This is a genomic window from Stenotrophomonas sp. AR029, assembly GCF_047520695.2.
Lineage (GTDB): Bacteria > Pseudomonadota > Gammaproteobacteria > Xanthomonadales > Xanthomonadaceae > Stenotrophomonas > Stenotrophomonas sepilia.
On sequence record NZ_JAXBQQ020000001.1, the window covers coordinates 1,143,852 to 1,160,065 of the forward strand.

17 protein-coding genes and 1 pseudogene are annotated in these 16,214 nt (G+C 67.1%); 14 read left to right on the forward strand and 4 right to left on the reverse strand.

The window, feature by feature from the left end:
* The first annotated feature begins 110 nt into the window (after positions 1-110).
* The 3 genes from ACM0PB_RS05405 (at position 111) to ACM0PB_RS05415 (ending at position 2,934) form a co-directional block, all read left to right on the forward strand.
* Entirely contained in the window at positions 111-1,007 is an 897-nt protein-coding gene (locus tag ACM0PB_RS05405) for a DMT family transporter (protein WP_005419466.1), read from the forward strand.
* 233 nt (positions 1,008-1,240) lie between these two features.
* Positions 1,241-2,248, forward strand: coding sequence for a methionine ABC transporter ATP-binding protein (locus ACM0PB_RS05410; protein WP_033834529.1), 1,008 nt, complete (start codon positions 1,241-1,243; stop codon positions 2,246-2,248).
* Entirely contained in the window at positions 2,245-2,934 is a 690-nt protein-coding gene (locus ACM0PB_RS05415) for a methionine ABC transporter permease (protein ID WP_014038544.1), read from the forward strand. Before ACM0PB_RS05410 ends, ACM0PB_RS05415 begins: the two co-directional genes overlap by 4 nt.
* A 93-nt stretch (positions 2,935-3,027) precedes the next feature.
* Here the strand turns inward: ACM0PB_RS05415 and ACM0PB_RS05420 are convergent, their stop codons facing one another.
* Positions 3,028-3,627 (reverse strand): lipocalin family protein, encoded by a 600-nt coding sequence (locus ACM0PB_RS05420; RefSeq protein WP_005419460.1) that lies wholly within the window; start codon positions 3,625-3,627, stop codon positions 3,028-3,030.
* A gap of 128 nt (positions 3,628-3,755) precedes the next feature.
* Between ACM0PB_RS05420 and ACM0PB_RS05425 the strand changes: the two genes are divergently transcribed.
* Both ACM0PB_RS05425 and ACM0PB_RS05430 read left to right on the forward strand, forming a co-directional pair.
* The gene (locus ACM0PB_RS05425) at positions 3,756-4,055 is read left to right on the forward strand and encodes a hypothetical protein (RefSeq protein ID WP_065178019.1); all 300 of its coding nucleotides are present in this window, start codon (positions 3,756-3,758) and stop codon (positions 4,053-4,055) included.
* 69 nt (positions 4,056-4,124) lie between these two features.
* Positions 4,125-6,221, forward strand: coding sequence for a prolyl oligopeptidase family serine peptidase (locus ACM0PB_RS05430; protein WP_329953703.1), 2,097 nt, complete (start codon positions 4,125-4,127; stop codon positions 6,219-6,221).
* A 70-nt stretch (positions 6,222-6,291) separates the two neighbouring features.
* Here the strand turns inward: ACM0PB_RS05430 and ACM0PB_RS05435 are convergent, their stop codons facing one another.
* A complete protein-coding gene (locus tag ACM0PB_RS05435; protein ID WP_164093223.1) occupies positions 6,292-7,485 on the reverse strand; it encodes a pyridoxal phosphate-dependent aminotransferase in 1,194 nt (397 codons plus the stop codon).
* A 136-nt stretch (positions 7,486-7,621) separates the two neighbouring features.
* A complete protein-coding gene (locus ACM0PB_RS05440) occupies positions 7,622-7,690 on the reverse strand; it encodes a hypothetical protein (RefSeq protein WP_353088925.1) in 69 nt (22 codons plus the stop codon).
* On the opposite strand from ACM0PB_RS05440, the pseudogene ACM0PB_RS20180 reads away from it, so the two are divergent.
* From ACM0PB_RS20180 to hslU, 9 genes and pseudogenes are all read left to right on the forward strand, one after another.
* Positions 7,665-8,891 (forward strand): annotated as a pseudogene (locus ACM0PB_RS20180) (S9 family peptidase); the annotation flags it as partial. The gene ACM0PB_RS05440 and the pseudogene ACM0PB_RS20180 sit on opposite strands and share 26 nt — an antisense overlap.
* 177 nt (positions 8,892-9,068) lie before the next feature.
* Positions 9,069-9,740, forward strand: a complete 672-nt coding sequence (locus ACM0PB_RS20185) for a prolyl oligopeptidase family serine peptidase (protein WP_505376574.1) — start codon at positions 9,069-9,071, stop codon at positions 9,738-9,740.
* A 54-nt stretch (positions 9,741-9,794) separates the two neighbouring features.
* Positions 9,795-10,223: a YbaN family protein gene (locus ACM0PB_RS05450; RefSeq protein ID WP_065186219.1), complete on the forward strand. Its 429-nt coding sequence runs from the start codon at positions 9,795-9,797 to the stop codon at positions 10,221-10,223.
* An 82-nt stretch (positions 10,224-10,305) separates the two neighbouring features.
* On the forward strand, positions 10,306-10,578 hold the full coding sequence (gene lptM / locus ACM0PB_RS05455) for an LPS translocon maturation chaperone LptM (protein ID WP_065186220.1): 273 nt from the start codon (positions 10,306-10,308) through the stop codon (positions 10,576-10,578).
* Positions 10,571-11,422: a diaminopimelate epimerase gene (dapF, locus tag ACM0PB_RS05460; protein WP_032954541.1), complete on the forward strand. Its 852-nt coding sequence runs from the start codon at positions 10,571-10,573 to the stop codon at positions 11,420-11,422. Before lptM ends, dapF begins: the two co-directional genes overlap by 8 nt.
* A complete protein-coding gene (locus ACM0PB_RS05465) occupies positions 11,419-12,093 on the forward strand; it encodes a DUF484 family protein (RefSeq protein ID WP_005419445.1) in 675 nt (224 codons plus the stop codon). The genes dapF and ACM0PB_RS05465 overlap by 4 nt, the downstream gene beginning before the upstream one ends.
* Before the next feature lie 16 nt (positions 12,094-12,109).
* A complete protein-coding gene (gene xerC / locus ACM0PB_RS05470; RefSeq protein WP_005419436.1) occupies positions 12,110-13,006 on the forward strand; it encodes a tyrosine recombinase XerC in 897 nt (298 codons plus the stop codon).
* 85 nt (positions 13,007-13,091) lie between these two features.
* The gene (hslV, locus tag ACM0PB_RS05475; RefSeq protein ID WP_005411093.1) at positions 13,092-13,643 is read left to right on the forward strand and encodes an ATP-dependent protease subunit HslV; all 552 of its coding nucleotides are present in this window, start codon (positions 13,092-13,094) and stop codon (positions 13,641-13,643) included.
* A 102-nt stretch (positions 13,644-13,745) separates the two neighbouring features.
* The gene (gene hslU / locus ACM0PB_RS05480) at positions 13,746-15,119 is read left to right on the forward strand and encodes an ATP-dependent protease ATPase subunit HslU (protein WP_065178024.1); all 1,374 of its coding nucleotides are present in this window, start codon (positions 13,746-13,748) and stop codon (positions 15,117-15,119) included.
* Positions 15,120-15,215: 96 nt separating this feature from the next.
* On the opposite strand, the gene ACM0PB_RS05485 is transcribed toward hslU, so the two are convergent.
* Positions 15,216-16,208, reverse strand: coding sequence for a Gfo/Idh/MocA family protein (locus tag ACM0PB_RS05485; RefSeq protein WP_065186221.1), 993 nt, complete (start codon positions 16,206-16,208; stop codon positions 15,216-15,218).
* Between the last annotated feature and the right edge of the window lie 6 nt (positions 16,209-16,214).

Here is a 16,214-nt window from a genome sequence, read left to right on the forward strand (position 1 = left end):
TCTATCGCGAGGGCCCCATGCCCGCCGTTTGTAGAACCGAGCCCACGCTCGGCTGCTTTTTGAAGAGCGGCCGAGCTCTACAGAATGCGACGACCGGGCGATAATGGGCCATGAACGTGCAACGCTCCCCCTCTCGCGCGGTGGCCTGGATGGTCGCTGCGGTCGCCTGCTTCTCGCTGATGGATGCTGGCATGAAGCAGCTGTCGGCCAGCTACCCCACCCTGGAAGTAACCTTCCTGCGCGGCGCGGCCTCGTTGCCGTTCGTGCTGGTCTGGGTGCTGGCCAGCGCCGGGCCGCGTTCGCTGGTGCCGCGCCGCTGGGGGCTGCACCTGCTGCGTGGTGCGCTGGGCATGGCGATGATCGGCTGCTTCGTGTTCGCCCTGCGCGACCTGCCGTTGTCCACTGCCTACACCATCTATTTCGTGGCCCCGCTGCTGATCGCCGCATTGTCGGTGCCGCTGCTGGGCGAGCGGGTCGGGCCACGGCGCTGGGTCGCCATCGGGATTGGCCTGGTCGGCGTGCTGGTGGTGCTGCGGCCGGGCGTCGATGGCTTCATCTCGGTGCCGGGGCTGATGGTGCTGGCCGCGGCCACCGCCTATGCCATTGCGGCGATCACGGTCAGCCTGCTGACCCGCACCGATACCTCGCAGTCGATGGTGGTCTGGTTCCTGGTGATCATGGCCATCGGTGCCGGCCTGCTGGCCCTACCCGGCTGGGTGCCGCTGCAGCTGGCACATGCGCCGCTGATCGGTGGCATGGGCCTGGCCGGGGCGCTGGGCCAGATCGCCCTGACCAGGGCCTTCCAGCTGGGCGAGGCCTCGATGATCGCGCCGTTGGAGTACAGCGGGCTGGTCTGGGTGATCGGTTGGGACCTGGCCTTCTGGGGCCAGCTGCCCGATGGCTATACCTGGGTGGGCGCGGCGATCATCGTGGCTTCGGGGCTTTACCTGCTGCACCGCGAGCGGGTCAACCGGCAGGAACCACCGAAGCCGCTGGATCATCCCTGAACCGGTTTGGCCGGGAAGCGGGGTCAGAGCCCCTGCGGGGATCCGACCCCCTGCGGGGATCCGACCCCCTGCGGGGATCCGACCCCCTGCGGGGATCCGACCCCGGAACCCGCGCCGGAGCAGGTACGTTAGAACCAAAAGGAATAACATTCTGGCCCATGGCGCGGGCGCGCGACCGCCTGCGCTGGTAGGCTGCACGCCCCCTTCCGTCACCCAGCCGGTGAGCCACGCCCGTGATCGAGTTCCAGCGCCTGCACAAATCCTATGCCGTTGCCGGCCGCGAGATCAGCGCGCTGCAACCGTTGGACCTGACCATCGAGGCCGGTGAGGTTTTCGGCATCATCGGCCATTCCGGCGCCGGCAAGTCGACCCTGATCCGCATGATCAACCGCCTGGAAGAACCCAGCGGTGGCCGGCTGCTGATCGGTGGTGAGGATGTCACCGCGCTGGACGCGGACGGCCTGCGCGCGCTGCGTCGGCGCATCGGCATGATCTTCCAGCACTTCAACCTGCTGTCGTCGCGCACGGTGGCGGGCAATGTCGCCTTCCCGCTGGAACTGGCCGGCACGCCGAAGACGGAAATCGACGCGCGCGTGGCCGAGCTGCTGCAGACCGTGGGCCTGGAAGCGCATGCGCAGAAGTATCCGGCGCAGCTGTCCGGTGGCCAGAAGCAGCGCGTCGGTATCGCCCGCGCGCTGGCGACCCGTCCACAGATCCTGCTGTGCGACGAGGCCACCAGTGCGCTCGATCCGCAGACCACCGCTTCGGTGCTGTCGCTGCTGTCAAAGATCAATCGCGAGCTCGGCCTGACCATTGTGCTGATCACCCACGAGATGGACGTGATCCGCCGTGTCTGCGACCGCGTTGCGGTGCTCGATGCCGGCCAGATGGTCGAAACCGGTCCGGTCACCCGGGTGTTCCTGCACCCGCAGCATCCGACCACCCGCCGTTTCGTCAGTGAGTCGGAGCATGTGGACGAGGGGGCGCTGCACCGTGATTTCGATGCCGTTGGCGGCCGTATCGTGCGCCTGACCTTCCTCGGTGGCGACACCTACGAACCCCTGCTCGGCAGTGTCGCGCGGCAGACCGGGGTCGACTACAACATCCTGTCCGGCCGCATCGACCGGATCAAGGACACCCCGTATGGCCAGCTGGTGGTCGCCCTGGTGGGCGGCGACCAGTCCGCCGCGCAGGCCGCGTTCGTGGCCGCCGGCGTGCATGTTGAGGAACTGCGTCGATGATCATCGCTACTGCCGGAGGCTTCTTCCGCCACCTGGATGCGGGCAAGTGGGCCGACATCGGCCAGGCCACCATCGACACCCTGCTGATGCTGCTCGGTTCGCTGCCGCTGACCCTGGCCATCGGCCTGCCGCTGGGTGTGCTGCTGTACCTGTTCGGCGCACCGCAGATGAAGCGCCGGCCGTTCGCCTATGGCGTGCTGGCGCTGGTGGTGAACCTGCTGCGTTCAGTGCCTTTCATCATTCTGATGATCGTGCTGATTCCGGTCACCCTGTTCCTGATGGGGACGTCGCTGGGCGTGCGTGGTGCGATCGTGCCGCTGGTTATTGGTGCCGCACCGTTCTATGCGCGCCTGGTCGAGACCGCGTTGCGCGAGGTTGACCGCGGCGTGATCGAAGCTACCCAGGCAATGGGCGCCACTACCTGGCAGCTGGTTACCCGCGTGTTGCTGCCGGAAGCGCGCCCGGGCCTGATCGCCGGCGCGACGGTGACCACCGTCGCGCTGATCGGTTTCACCGCGATGGGCGGCGCCATCGGTTCCGGCGGCCTGGGCGATCTGGCGTTCCGCGACGGCTACCAGCGTTCGCACACCGACGTGGCCCTGGTCACCGTGGTCCTGCTGCTGGTCCTGGTGCAGCTGCTGCAGATGCTCGGCGACCGCCTGGTCGCGCATTACAGCCGCAAGTAACCGCTACGCCTGCTGGTAGCCGGCCAGCGGCCGGCTCTACCCCATTGCCTGGAAACGGTAGTGCCGGCCGCTGGCCGGCAATTCCACGTGCGGTCAACGCGCGTTCGGTACTTCGTAGCCCAGCTTGCCGACCTGTTCCGGATGCTGCGGCACGCGCTTGAGCTTGTCGGTGTTCACGCCGTACTCGTCGCGCAGGCGCTCGGCCAGCTCCTTGTACAGCGCTTTGTCCATGTCCGGCGTGCGCGAGAAGATCCAGGCCATCTCACGGCCCGGGTAGCCGATCAGTGCCCACGAATAATCCGGGGCGACGTCCAGCACCCGGGAGTGGGTCGGCACCACGCGGTAGAACCAGGTGCGCCAGCCGTGGTTGCCGCTGTCCGGGTCGACGCTGGCGCGTGCACGGATCTCCTGCAGGGGTTCGCCGAAGCCGTCGCGGTAGCGGTAGGTGATGCCGACCTTGTGCTCGTCGCGCAACTCGTACTCGTTGACGCTGGCGACGTGCCCGCGTTCGATGAAGTTCGGCACGCGGCCGATCACGTACCAGGTGCCCATGAAGCGCTTGAGGTCGATCGGGGCATCCGGATCGGCGCGCGGGACGCTGGCACGGGGTGATGGCGGCTCACCGACCGCCATGGCGGGGCCCGCCAGGGACAGGGCCAGCAACACGGCGCAGAGCGGGCGGATCGAAGTCATGCGGGAGCGGGCTCAGGAGGGCTTTGCCTGAGCATGGTCGACTGAGCGTGCGCGATCCGTCAATGGTGTCGCAATCTGTGAGAAGGGGCTTGCCCAAGCTGTGTTGCATTGTCTACCGGAGAAGGCCCATGAACACACGTTCCGTCCGTCGCCCTGCAACTGAACGCATCATCGAACGCGCCGACCCGCGCCTGCTGCGTGGCGTGCGGCAACTGGCGCTGGCCGGACTGGCGCTGGTACTGGTCTGGCCAGCGGCACGTGGCAGCAGCGCGTGGTTGGGCTGGCTGCCGATGTGGCTGATCGGCATGCCGCTCGCGGCCTGGTGGGCGCTGCTGCGCTTCCCGCTGCCGCGCCTGTCGGGGCTGCCGAAGGTGCGGCGTACCGGTGGACAGGCGCGTCGCCGGCGCGGCCCGGCGGCCACGGCCTGACCTTCGACACGGGGGAGGCCGCGGCATTCCGTGCTAGCGTTCCACGGCTTATGACTGCCTGGAGCTGCAATGTCACGACTCGCTTCCGCCTGCCTGTTGGCCGGCATGATGACCGCTGCCTCGGTGGGGACCGCCGTGGCCGCTGAGGATACAGACCGCTACGCCTGGCTGGAGGACGTCACCGGCGACAAGCCGCTGTCCTGGGTCAAGGAACAGAATGCCAAGTCCGAGGCGCGCCTGGCGCAGACCCCGGCCTTCAAGCAGATGGAGACCCGCATCCGCGAGGTGCTCGACTCCGATGCCAAGATTCCGGGCGTGCAGAAGATCGGCGACTACTACTACAACTTCTGGAAGGACCAGCAGCACGAGCGCGGCCTGTGGCGGCGCACCACCCTGGCCGAGTACCGCAAGGAGTCGCCGCAGTGGGAGACCGTGCTGGACCTGGATGCACTGAACAAGGCCGAGGGTGAGAACTGGGTCTGGCACGGTGCCGATTGCCTGCGCCCGGATTACAGCCGTTGCCTGATCGCGCTGTCGCGCGGCGGCGCCGACGCCGACGTCACCCGCGAGTTCGACCTGGCCAACAAGACCTGGATCAAGGACGGCTTCTTCCGCCCGGAGTCGAAGGGGGGCCTCAACTGGGTCGATCGCGACACCGTGTTCGTCTACACCGACTTCGGTGCCGGCACGATGACCACGTCCGGCTATCCGCGCGTGGCCAAGCTGTGGAAGCGCGGCACGCCGATGGCCTCGGCCACGACGGTGTACGAAGGCAAGCCGGAAGACATGTACATCGCGGCGATGCACGATGACACCCCGGGCTTCGAGCGCAACCTGGTCAGCCGCACGCTGGCGTTCTACAACAACGAGCTCTACCTGCGTGGCGACGACGGCACGCTGACCAAGATCGACGCGCCGAACTCGGCCGAGAAGGGCCTGCACAAGCAGTGGCTGACCCTGGAGCTGCGCGATCCGTGGACCGTGGGCGGCAAGACCTATGCGTCCGGTTCGCTGCTGGCGACGAAGCTGGACGACTTCCTGGCCGGCAAGCGCGACTTCGAGGTGCTGTTCACCCCGACCGCGACCACCTCGCTGGCCAGCGCCACCTGGACCAGGAGCCACCTGGTGCTGAACGTGCTGGACGACGTCAAGAACCGCCTGTCGGTGCTGACCCCGGGCGCCAACGGCTGGCAGACCAGCCGCTTCGTCGGCGCACCTGCCTTCGGCACGCTGGGCGTGGCTGCAGTGGACAGCAATGACAGCGACGCGGTGTGGCTGACCGCCACCGACTACCTGACCCCGACCACGCTGGCGCTGGCCGAGATCGGCCAGGCCCCGGAAACACTGAAGACCATGCCGGCCTTCTTCGACGCCAAGGGCAAGGTGATCGAGCAGCACTTCGCCACCAGCAAGGACGGCACCCGCGTGCCGTACTTCGTGGTGCACGACAGGGCGATGAAGCTCGATGGCTCCAATCCGACGCTGCTGTACGGCTACGGTGGCTTCGAGATCTCGCTGACCCCGAGCTATTCCGGTGGCATGGGCCGCGCCTGGCTGGAGAAGGGCGGCGTGTACGTGGTGGCCAACATCCGTGGTGGCGGCGAGTACGGCCCGCGCTGGCACCAGGCGGCGCTGAAGCAGAACCGCCACAAGGCCTACGAAGACATGGCCGCGGTGGCGCGGGACCTGGTCAAGCGCAAGATCACCAGCGCCAAGCACCTGGGCGTGCAGGGCGGCAGCAACGGTGGCCTGCTGACCGGCAACATGCTGACCCAGTACCCGGAGCTGTTCGGTGCGGTGGTGGTGCAGGTGCCGTTGCTGGACATGAAGCGCTACAGCCACCTGTTGGCGGGTGCCTCGTGGATGGCCGAGTACGGCAACCCGGATACCAGTGACTGGGAGTTCATCAAGACCTTCTCGCCGTACCACCTGTTCAACGCGAAGAAGAACTACCCGCCGGTGCTGTTCACCACCTCGACCCGCGACGACCGCGTGCACCCGGGCCATGCCCGCAAGATGGCGGCGAAGATGATCGACGCCGGCAAGGACGTGACCTACTACGAGAACATCGAAGGGGGTCACGGCGGCGCCGCCAACAACGCGCAGGCCGCGCACATGTCGGCACTGGCCTACAGCTTCCTGTGGGAGCGGTTGGGCGGCAAGTAAGCAGAACGGAAAACGCCGCCCCAGGGCGGCGTTTTTCCTTATCCGGTAGGGCCAGCGGCCGGCACTACCGTCAACGTGATCCCTGCCAACGCTTCAATCCGCGCGCAATCCGCGCCACCGCCTCCTGCAATCGCGGTACCTCCTGGGTATAGGCCAGGCGCACGTGCTGGTTGGCACGATGGAAGCCGAAATCCAGGCCCGGGGTGAACGCCACGTGCTCGGTTTCCAGGAAATGCGCGCAGAATGCCTGCGCGTCGTCGGTGAATGCACTGACGTCGGCGTACAGGTAGAACGCGCCCTGTGGCTCGACTTCGATACGGAAGCCCAGCTCACGCAGTGCCGGCAGCAGGAAGTCGCGACGCTGGCGGAACGCGTCGCGGCGCTGCTCGAAGATCGCCATGGATTCCTCGCTGAAGCAGGCGAGCGCGGCGTGCTGGGCGATGCTCGAGGCGCTGATGTACAGGTTCTGCGCCAGCTTCTCCAGATCCGGTACTGCGGACGGCGGCGCCACCAGCCAGCCCAGCCGCCAGCCGGTCATGCCAAAGTACTTGGAAAAGCTGTTCAGCACGAAAGCGCTGTCATCCACCTGCAGCACGCTGGGGGCATCCAGGCCATAAGTCAGGCCATGGTAGATCTCGTCCACCACCAGGTGGCCGCCGCGCGCATGCAGTGACGTCGACAACGCCGCCAGCTCGCCTGCGGACAGCACGGTGCCGGTGGGGTTGGCCGGTGAGGCAACCAGCGCACCGACGCTGTCGGCATTCCAGTGCCGTTCGACCAGTGATGGCGTCAGCTGGTAGGCGGTCCCCGGCCCGACCGGGACCAGTTGTGCGCCGCCTTCCACCAGGCGCAGGAAGTGGCGGTTGCAGGGATAGCCGGGGTCGGCCAGCAGCCAATGGCGGCCGGGATCGACCAGCAGGCTGCTGGCCAGCAGCAGTGCACCGGAACCGCCCGGGGTGACCAGGATGCGTTCGGGATCGATGTCCAGACCGTAGTGGCTGCGATAGAAGCCGCTGATCGCCTGCCGCAGCGCTGGCAGGCCGCGTGCGGCGGTGTAGCGGGTGTGGCCGGCGGCCAGCGCGGCCTGGCCGGCACGGACGACGGGCTCGGCGGTGGTGAAATCCGGTTCGCCGATTTCCAGGTGGATCACATCGTGGCCGGCCTGTTCCAGCGCCTGCGCGCGCGCCAGCAGGGACATCACGTGGAACGGGGCGATTTCATGGCTGCGCCGGCTGAAGCCCGGCGTGTGGGGCAGGGTACTCATGCCCGCATGGTACGCCGGTCGGCATGACCCATGACGATCCGCAGGGTTGCCGCATTGCAGGGATTGGGGTCAGATCCCTTTTCGGGAAAAGGGATCTGACCCCGCCGAAGACCATTGCATTGACGCGCCTGGAGCCTTACTTCATGAAATCCACCCTTTGCCTGTTGCTTGCCAGCCTGATGACCACGACTGCTACCGCTGCCACTCCGCCCGTTCCGCCGGATGCCGCCCGGCACCCGCATGTGGTCAAGGCGCCGTTTGGCGCGACCCGCAACGATGACTATTACTGGCTGCGCGACGACAAGCGCGAGAACAAGGACATGCTGGCCTACCTGCAGGCCGAGAACGCTTACGCCGACCAGTTGCTGGCGCCGCTGAAGCCGCTGGAAGACACCCTGTACAAGGAGATCGTCGGCCGCATCAAGCAGGACGATTCCAGCGTTCCGGCGCGTGAGCGCGGCTACTGGTACTACAGCCGCTTCGAGACCGGCCAGGACTACCCGATCCACGCCCGCCGCAAGGGCAGCATGGAGGCCGCCGAGGAAATCCTGCTCGACGTCAACGCGATGGCCGCCGGCAAGGGCTACTTCAACGTCGGCGCGATGGAAGTGAGCCAGGACAACCAGCTGCTGGCATGGGCCGAGGATGACGTCGGCCGCCGCCAGTACACCCTCCGTTTCAAGGACCTGCGGACCGGCCAGGTGCTGCCCGACGTCATCACCGGCAGCTCCGGCGACCTGGTCTGGGCCGATGACAACCGCACCGTGCTGTACGTCGAGAACGATCCGGAAACGCTGCTGACCGTGCGCGTGAAGAAGCACGTGCTGGGCACCCCGGCCAGCGCCGACACCGTCGTCTACGAAGAGAAGGACGACAGCTTCTACATGGGCATCGGCCGCACCCGTGACGATCGCTTCATCACCATCGGCGTGCACAGCACCGTGTCCTCCGAAGAGCGCTACGCGCCGGCCAGCGACCCCACCACCTTCGCCGTGCTGGCGCCGCGCCAGCGTGACGTCGAGTACGACGCCGACCACTACGATGGCCGCTGGGTGATCCGCACCAACGATGGCGCGAAGAACTTCAAGCTGGTCACCGCACCGACCGACGCCACCTCGCGCGCGCAGTGGAAGGACTGGATCGCGCACGACGAGGCGGTGTTCATCGAAGGCTTCGAGCTGTTCGAGGGTTATACCGCCATCGCCGAACGCTCCGAGGGCCTGGAGCGCATCCGCCTGCTGTTCAAGGACGGCCGCAGCGACTACGTGAAGGCCGATGAACCGGCCTACTCGATGGGCCTGGGTGACAACACCGAAGCCGAGACGCCGTGGCTGCGCTACGTGTACACCTCGATGACCACGCCGACCACGGTATTCGAGCTGAACACCGCCACCGGTGAGCGTCGCCAGCTGAAGGTGCAGCCGGTGATCGGCTATGACGCATCGAAGTATGAAACCGACCGCGTCTGGATCACCGCGCGCGATGGCGTGAAGGTGCCGGTGTCGCTGGTCTACCGCAAGGGCTACCAGAAGGATGGAAAGGGCGCACTGTTCCAGTACGCCTATGGCAGCTACGGGATGTCGATGGACCCGTACTTCAACCAGACCGCGGTGAGCCTGCTCGACCGCGGCGTGGTGTATGCCATTGACCATATCCGCGGTGGCCAGGAAATGGGCCGCGACTGGTACGAGAACGGCAAGCTGCTGCACAAGCAGAACACCTTCAACGACTTCATCGACGTCACCCGCGGCCTGGTCGCACAGGGCTGGGCGGCGAAGGATCGCGTCGCTGCGTCCGGCGGCAGCGCCGGTGGCCTGCTGATGGGCGCGGTGGCCAACCAGGCGCCGCAGGATTACCGGGTGATGGTGGCGCAGGTCCCGTTCGTCGACGTGGTCACCACCATGCTCGACCCGACCATTCCGCTGACCACCAACGAATACGATGAGTGGGGCAACCCGGAGCAGAAGCCGTATTACGACTACATGCTGTCCTACTCGCCCTACGACAATGTGAAGCAGCAGGCGTACCCGGCGCTGTTCGTGGGTACCGGCCTGTGGGATTCGCAGGTGCAGTACTGGGAGCCGGCCAAGTGGGTGGCCAAGCTGCGTGATCACAACACCGGCCCCTACCCGATCCTGTTCCGCACCAACATGGAAGCCGGCCATGGCGGCAAGTCGGGGCGCTTCCAGCGCTACCGCGAGCTGTCCGAGTCGTACGCGTTCGTGCTGCAGCAGCTGGGCATCGCCCAGCCGTAACGGCGAAGGGGTGCCGGGCGTTGCCGGGCACCCCGAACCGTTATCCTTGCGGCCATGAGCCTGCCCGAGCCCTCCGCATCCCGCGATACCGCCACGCCACCGCGCGTGGTGCGTTTCCGCTGGGCGTGGTGGCTGCTGGCCTATGTCAGCCTGGGCACCGGCATCGTCGGCATCTTCGTGCCGGGCCTTCCGACCACCGTATTCATCCTGATCTCGGCGTGGGCTGCGTCACGTGGGTCCGAACGCCTGCACACCTGGCTGCTGCAGCACCCGCGCTTCGGCCCGGCCATCGCCAACTGGCAGGCACACGGGGCGGTCAGCCGCCATGGCAAGTGGATGGCCACGATCACCATGGCGGTGTGTGCCGCCATCATGCTGTGGTGCGTGCCGATCGCCTGGGTGAAGTGGTTCTCGATCGGCAGCATGACCGTGGTCGCAATCTGGCTGTGGACGCGGCCGTTGCCGCCACCGCCCACAGATTGAGCGCCGGCGGTAGTGCCGGCCGCTGGCCGGCAACCCGATTCCCTGCACCAACCGCTCAGCCGCCAATGGCTATACTCGGGGCATGAAGATCCCCCATCGAAACGCCATCCTGATTCCGCTGGCAGCGGCCTCGCTGCTGCTCCTCGCCGCCTGCGGCAACAAGGGCCCGCTGGTACTGCCGCAGAAGCCGGTGCCGGTGGAGGAAACCGTCGAACCCGCTGCCGAGCCCGCCACCGAGGCGACCCCGGCGGAGGCCCAGGGCGCCGTTGCCCCCACCACGACCGTCGACCCGGCTGCAACGACCACTCAGCCGGCACCCGCGCCAGCGAAGAAGGCGGGCGTCGGGAATGAGTAAGGCCGGTTCCAGGGCCTTGCGCTTCAGCAAGATGCATGGCGCGGGCAATGACTTCGTAGTGATCGACCTGCGTGACGGTACTGCGCCGCCCACGCCTGAACTGGCCGCGCGCCTGGCCGACCGCCACACCGGCGTCGGCTGCGATCAGATCCTGACCATCGAGGCGCCACGTGCGGAAGGCTCGGTGGCCTCGTACCGCATCTGGAACGCCGACGGTTCCAATTCCGAGCAGTGCGGCAATGGCGCGCGCTGCATCGCGGCCTGGCTGGTGCGCGAGGGCAGCGCGCAGGGCGATGCATTCGTCATCGACAGCCCGCTGGCCAGCCATGAGGTGAAGGTGCTGGGTGAAGGGCAGTTTGCGGTGACGATGGGCGTGCCTGCCTTCGAGCCGGCCAACGTGCCGCTGATGGGCTTCGCCCACCCGCGCGAGGAATACCTGCTGCCGCTGCAGGGCGAGAGCGTCCGCTTTGCTGCGGTGTCGATGGGCAACCCGCATGCGGTGATCGAAGTGGGCTTGATCGATGCCGCTCCGGTTGAACGCGTGGGTTCGCTGCTGCAGCAGCACGCGTCGTTCCCGCGCTCGGTGAACGTGGGCTTCGCCCAGGTGATGAGCCCGGCCCACGCCCGCCTGCGCGTGTTCGAGCGCGGTGTCGGCGAGACCCTGGCCTGCGGCAGTGGCGCCTGCGCCGCCGCCGTGACCCTGATGCAGCGCGGCCGCCTGCAGCGCGATGCGCGCATCAGCCTGCCCGGAGGTGACCTGCGCATCCAGTGGCCGGGCGATGGCCAGCCGGTGGTGATGGCGGGCCCGACCGCATTCGTCTTCGAAGGGGAGTGGATGGCATGACCGAAACCGTCGACAAGCTCGGGGCCCATGAAGTCGCTGCCTGGTTGCGGCGACATCCCGGCTTCCTCAAGCAGTTTCCGGACCTGGCCCTGACCCTGGTGGTGCCGCGCGATGACGGCCCGACCGCATCGCTGGCCAGCTACCAGCTGGAAGTGCTGCGCGAGAAGAACCGCGAGCTGGCACGACGGTTGGCCGATCTGGGCGCCACCGCCCAGGTCAATGAACGCCTTGCGGTGCGCACGCACCAGCTGACCCTGGCACTGATGAAGCAGGACAACGCGGCCGATACCCTGCGCGCGATGGCCGCATCGCTGCAGGAAGACTTCGCCGGCGACCTGGTGCGGCTGGTGGTGCATGCGCCGGTGGCCGGGCTGGAACAGGCCGACTGGCTGCAGGTGATTGCTGCCGATGATCCGCAACTGGGCCCGTTCCGCGATTGCCTGAACGACGGCGAGCCGATCTGCGGCCGCCTGCAGCCGGAAAAGAATGCCGTCCTGTACGGCGTGCGCAGCGAGGAAGTGCAGACCACCGCGCTGCTGCCGTTGCCGGGCGTCGGCCTGATCGCAGTCGGCAGCCACGACCCGAACCGCTTCTACCCGGGCATGGGCACGCTGTTCCTGCGCATGATGGGCGACGCCCTGGCCACTGGCCTGAAGCGCTTCCACGACTAAGCAGGACCGGACGACGATGAGCGCGGTACAGGCCTTCCTGCAGCATCTGCAGGTGGAGCGGCGGATGTCGGCGCATACGCTTGACGCCTACCGCCGCGACCTGGACGCGCTAGCGGTCTGGGCCGAACCGCGTGGCGTAGCGGTGGAGGCGCTCGATGCCGATGCGTTGCGCCAGTTCGTCGCCGACGAGCATCGCCGCGGCCTGTCGGCCAAGAGCCTGCAACGCCGCCTGTCGGCCTGCCGCAGCTTCTATGCCTGGCTGCTCAAGCACGCGCACATCGAGGTCAGTCCGGCAGCGACGCTGAAGGCACCGCGCGCGCCACGCCGGTTGCCACAGGTCCTCGACGCCGATGAGGCGGTGCAGCTGGTCGAGCTGGAGCCGGAAGGTGAGCTCGGCCGCCGTGACCGCGCGCTGCTGGAACTGTTCTATTCCTCCGGCCTGCGTCTGAGCGAAGTCTGTGCGCTGACCTGGCGCGACCTGGATTTCGACAGCGGGCTGGTCAACGTGCTGGGCAAGGGCAACCGCCAGCGCCGCGTGCCGTTCGGGCGGCCGGCACGCGAAGCGCTGCAGGCGTGGCGCGCGGAAAGTGGCGGTGGTCCGGCATCGCCGGTGTTCCCCGGTCGCAACGGGCCAATCAGCCAGCGTGCGGTGCAGATCCGCATCCGCCAGCTGGCGCAGCGCCAGGGCCTGTTCAAGCAGGTGCACCCGCACATGCTGCGGCACAGTTTCGCCAGCCACATCCTGGAATCGTCCGGCGACCTGCGTGGTGTGCAGGAGCTGCTGGGCCATGCCGACATCGCCACCACGCAGATCTATACCCACCTCGATTTCCAGCACCTGGCCAAGGTCTATGACGCCGCGCATCCGCGCGCGAAGCGTCGACGCAGCACCGAGGGCAGCGGAGAAAGCTGAACGTTGGCCCTGCGTCAGCCGGTCGCGGGTGGCTTGAAGGGCGCAGCGCAGTCCCCACCTCTGGTTCTGTCACCCCGGAGGCATCATGGACCCCAGTCAGAACCCCAACGTTTTCCACGCCACCACCATCGTCTGCGTCCGTCGCGGCGAGCACGTGGCCATTGCCGGCGACGGCCAGGTCACGCTGGGCCACACCGTGATGAAGGGCAACGCGCGCAAGGTGCGCCGCCTTGGCCGCGACGGCCAGGTGCTGGCCGGCTTCGCCGGTGCCGCTGCCGATGCCTTCACCCTGTTCGAGCTGTTCGAGGCCAAGCTGGAAAAGCACGGCCAGCTGCAGCGCGCCGCGGTCGAGCTGGCCAAGGATTGGCGCACCGAGCGCCGCCTGGGCAAGCTCGAAGCCCTGCTGGCAGTGGCTGACAAGGAAACCTCGCTGATCATCAGCGGCACCGGTGATGTGATCGAGCCGGAGGACGGCATCATCGCCATCGGCTCCGGTGGTTCGTACGCCCTTTCGGCTGCGCGGGCGCTGATGGCGCACACCGAGCTGGATGCACGCACCATCGCCAGTGAAGCGATCGGCATTGCCGGCGACATCTGCATCTACACCAACCGCAACGTGGTGGTCGAGGAGCTGTGAGGGTCGTGCCGGCTGCTGGCCGGCAACCTCATGTCCCCCGCACGCGTGCCTGGTTGCCGGCCAGCGGCCGGCACTACCGACAATGAATCCGTGAGCACAACCATGTCGAAGATCGAAGTTTCCTCCGCCACCATGACCCCGCGCGAGATCGTGCAGGAACTGGACAGGCACATCGTGGGCCAGCACGACGCCAAGCGCGCGGTGGCCATCGCCCTGCGCAACCGCTGGCGTCGCATGCAGCTGCCGGCGGAGCTGCGCAATGAAGTGATGCCGAAGAACATCCTGATGATCGGCCCGACCGGTGTCGGCAAGACCGAGATCGCGCGCCGCCTGGCCACGCTGGCCAACGCACCGTTCGTGAAGGTCGAAGCCACCCGCTTCACCGAAGTGGGCTACGTCGGCAAGGACGTCGAGCAGATCATCCGTGACCTGGCCGACACCGCGGTCAAGCTCTATCGCGAACAGGCCAAGGTGCGCGTGCGTACCCAGGCCGAAGAACGCGCCGAAGACCGCATCCTCGATGCGCTGCTGCCGCGTCGTAGCGGCGGCATCGGTTTCGATCCTGAAGTCGCCCGCAACGAACCGTCGGCGCAGGACAACGAGACCCGCATCAAGTTCCGCAAGATGCTGCGCAACGGTGAGCTGGACGAGCGTGAGATCGAGCTCGACCTGGCGGCCAATGTCAGCATGGACATCATGACCCCGCCGGGCATGGAGGAAATGGGCCAGCAGCTGAAGTCGATGTTCGCCAACCTCGGCGGCGGCGCGAAGGCGCACAAGCGCACGCTGACCATCAAGGCCGCGCGCCCGCTGCTGATCGAGGAAGAAGCGGGCAAGCTGGTCAACGAGGATGACATCCGTACCGCCGCAATCGAGGCGTGCGAGCAGCACGGCATCGTCTTCATCGATGAGATCGACAAGGTCGCCAAGCGTGGTGACAACGTGGGCGGTGGCGACGTGTCCCGCGAAGGCGTGCAACGCGACCTGCTGCCGCTGGTGGAAGGCTCCAATGTGTCCACCAAGTACGGCACGATCAAGACGGACCACATCCTGTTCATCGCGTCGGGCGCGTTCCACCTGGCCAAGCCCAGCGACCTGATTCCGGAGCTGCAGGGCCGTTTCCCGATCCGCGTGGAACTGGGTGCGCTGAGCAAGAATGACTTCGTGCGCATCCTGACCGAGCCGAAGGCCGCGCTGACCAAGCAGTACGAAGCGCTGCTGGCCACTGAAGGTGTCAAGGTCAGCTTCACCGCCGATGCCATCGACCGCCTGGCCGAAATCGCCTTCCAGGTGAACGAGCGCCAGGAGAACATCGGTGCCCGACGCCTGCATACAGTGCTGGAACGCCTGCTGGATTCGCTCAGCTACGAGGCACCGGACCGCGATGGCGAAACCCTGGCCATCGACAGCGCCTACGTCGATGCACACCTGGGTGAGCTGGTGCAGGACCCGGACCTGAGCCGCTACATCCTGTAACGCCCGATCCGGTCGGATCCCTCGCCACGGCGAGGGCCCTGACGCCATCCGCTGCAACAGAAAAGGCCGCCGAAAGGCGGCCTTTTGCGTTGGCGGTCAGCGCGATTGCCGCGTGCGGTAGGCCTGCAGTACCTGATCGATCACCGCACTGGTGCGGGCGGCGCTGATGCCGTCCGAGGGCGAGTGCCCGTTGCCGCGCAGTTCATCCACGAGAGAGGCAATCAACGGTTGCTGGATCGACGACGGGTTGGGAATGTCGAAGGCCTGCACACCGGCTCCGGTCTCCAGCACCACCGGAACATCCTCGAAGGTCGCAAAGCGCAGCTGGCCGCGGTCGCCGGTGATCTCGATCTCATCCTGGCGGCGGAACGCGCAGAAGCTCCATTGCGCGATGCCGTGCGCGCCCGCTCCAGTGCGGAAGCACATCGAAACGCTGTCCTCGGCGGCATAAGCGCCGGTCAACGAACTGGCCAGGCCGCGCACATCGCTCAGCGGCCCCAGTAGATGATCGAGCAGGTCCAGGGTGTGCGAGCCCAGATCGACGAACAGCCCGCCGCCGGAGATTGCGGGATTGGTCCGCCAGAAGTCCGGCGATGCGGCGTTCACCGAATGCGGCCGATGCAGGGTGGCGCGAACGCTGCGCGGTGTACCGATCGCGCCGCTGTCCAGCAGCTGCTTCACCTGCGCGAATCGGGGCAGGGCGCGGCGGTAGTAGGCGACGAACACGGGCACGCCACGGCGTGCACTGGCTTCCAGGATGCGCTCGCATTCGGCGAGGTCCAGGGCCATGGGTTTCTCGATATAGACCGGCTTGCCCGCCGCAATCGCCTGCAATGCGTACTGCATGTGCGTGGAGGGCGGTGTTGCAACGTACACCGCGTTCACGTCCGGATCGCCGATCAGCGCGTCGGCATCCGTGTACCAGCGTGGCACCGCGTGGCGCCGCGCATAGTCTTCGGCCAATGCGGCATTGCGGCGCATGACCGCCGCCACCCGTGAGCCGGGTGTGCTGGCCAGGGCGGGGCCGCTCTTCTTCTCGGTGACGCTGCCGCAGCCGATGAAGCCCCACACCACGTTGTCCAGGATCATGGGTCT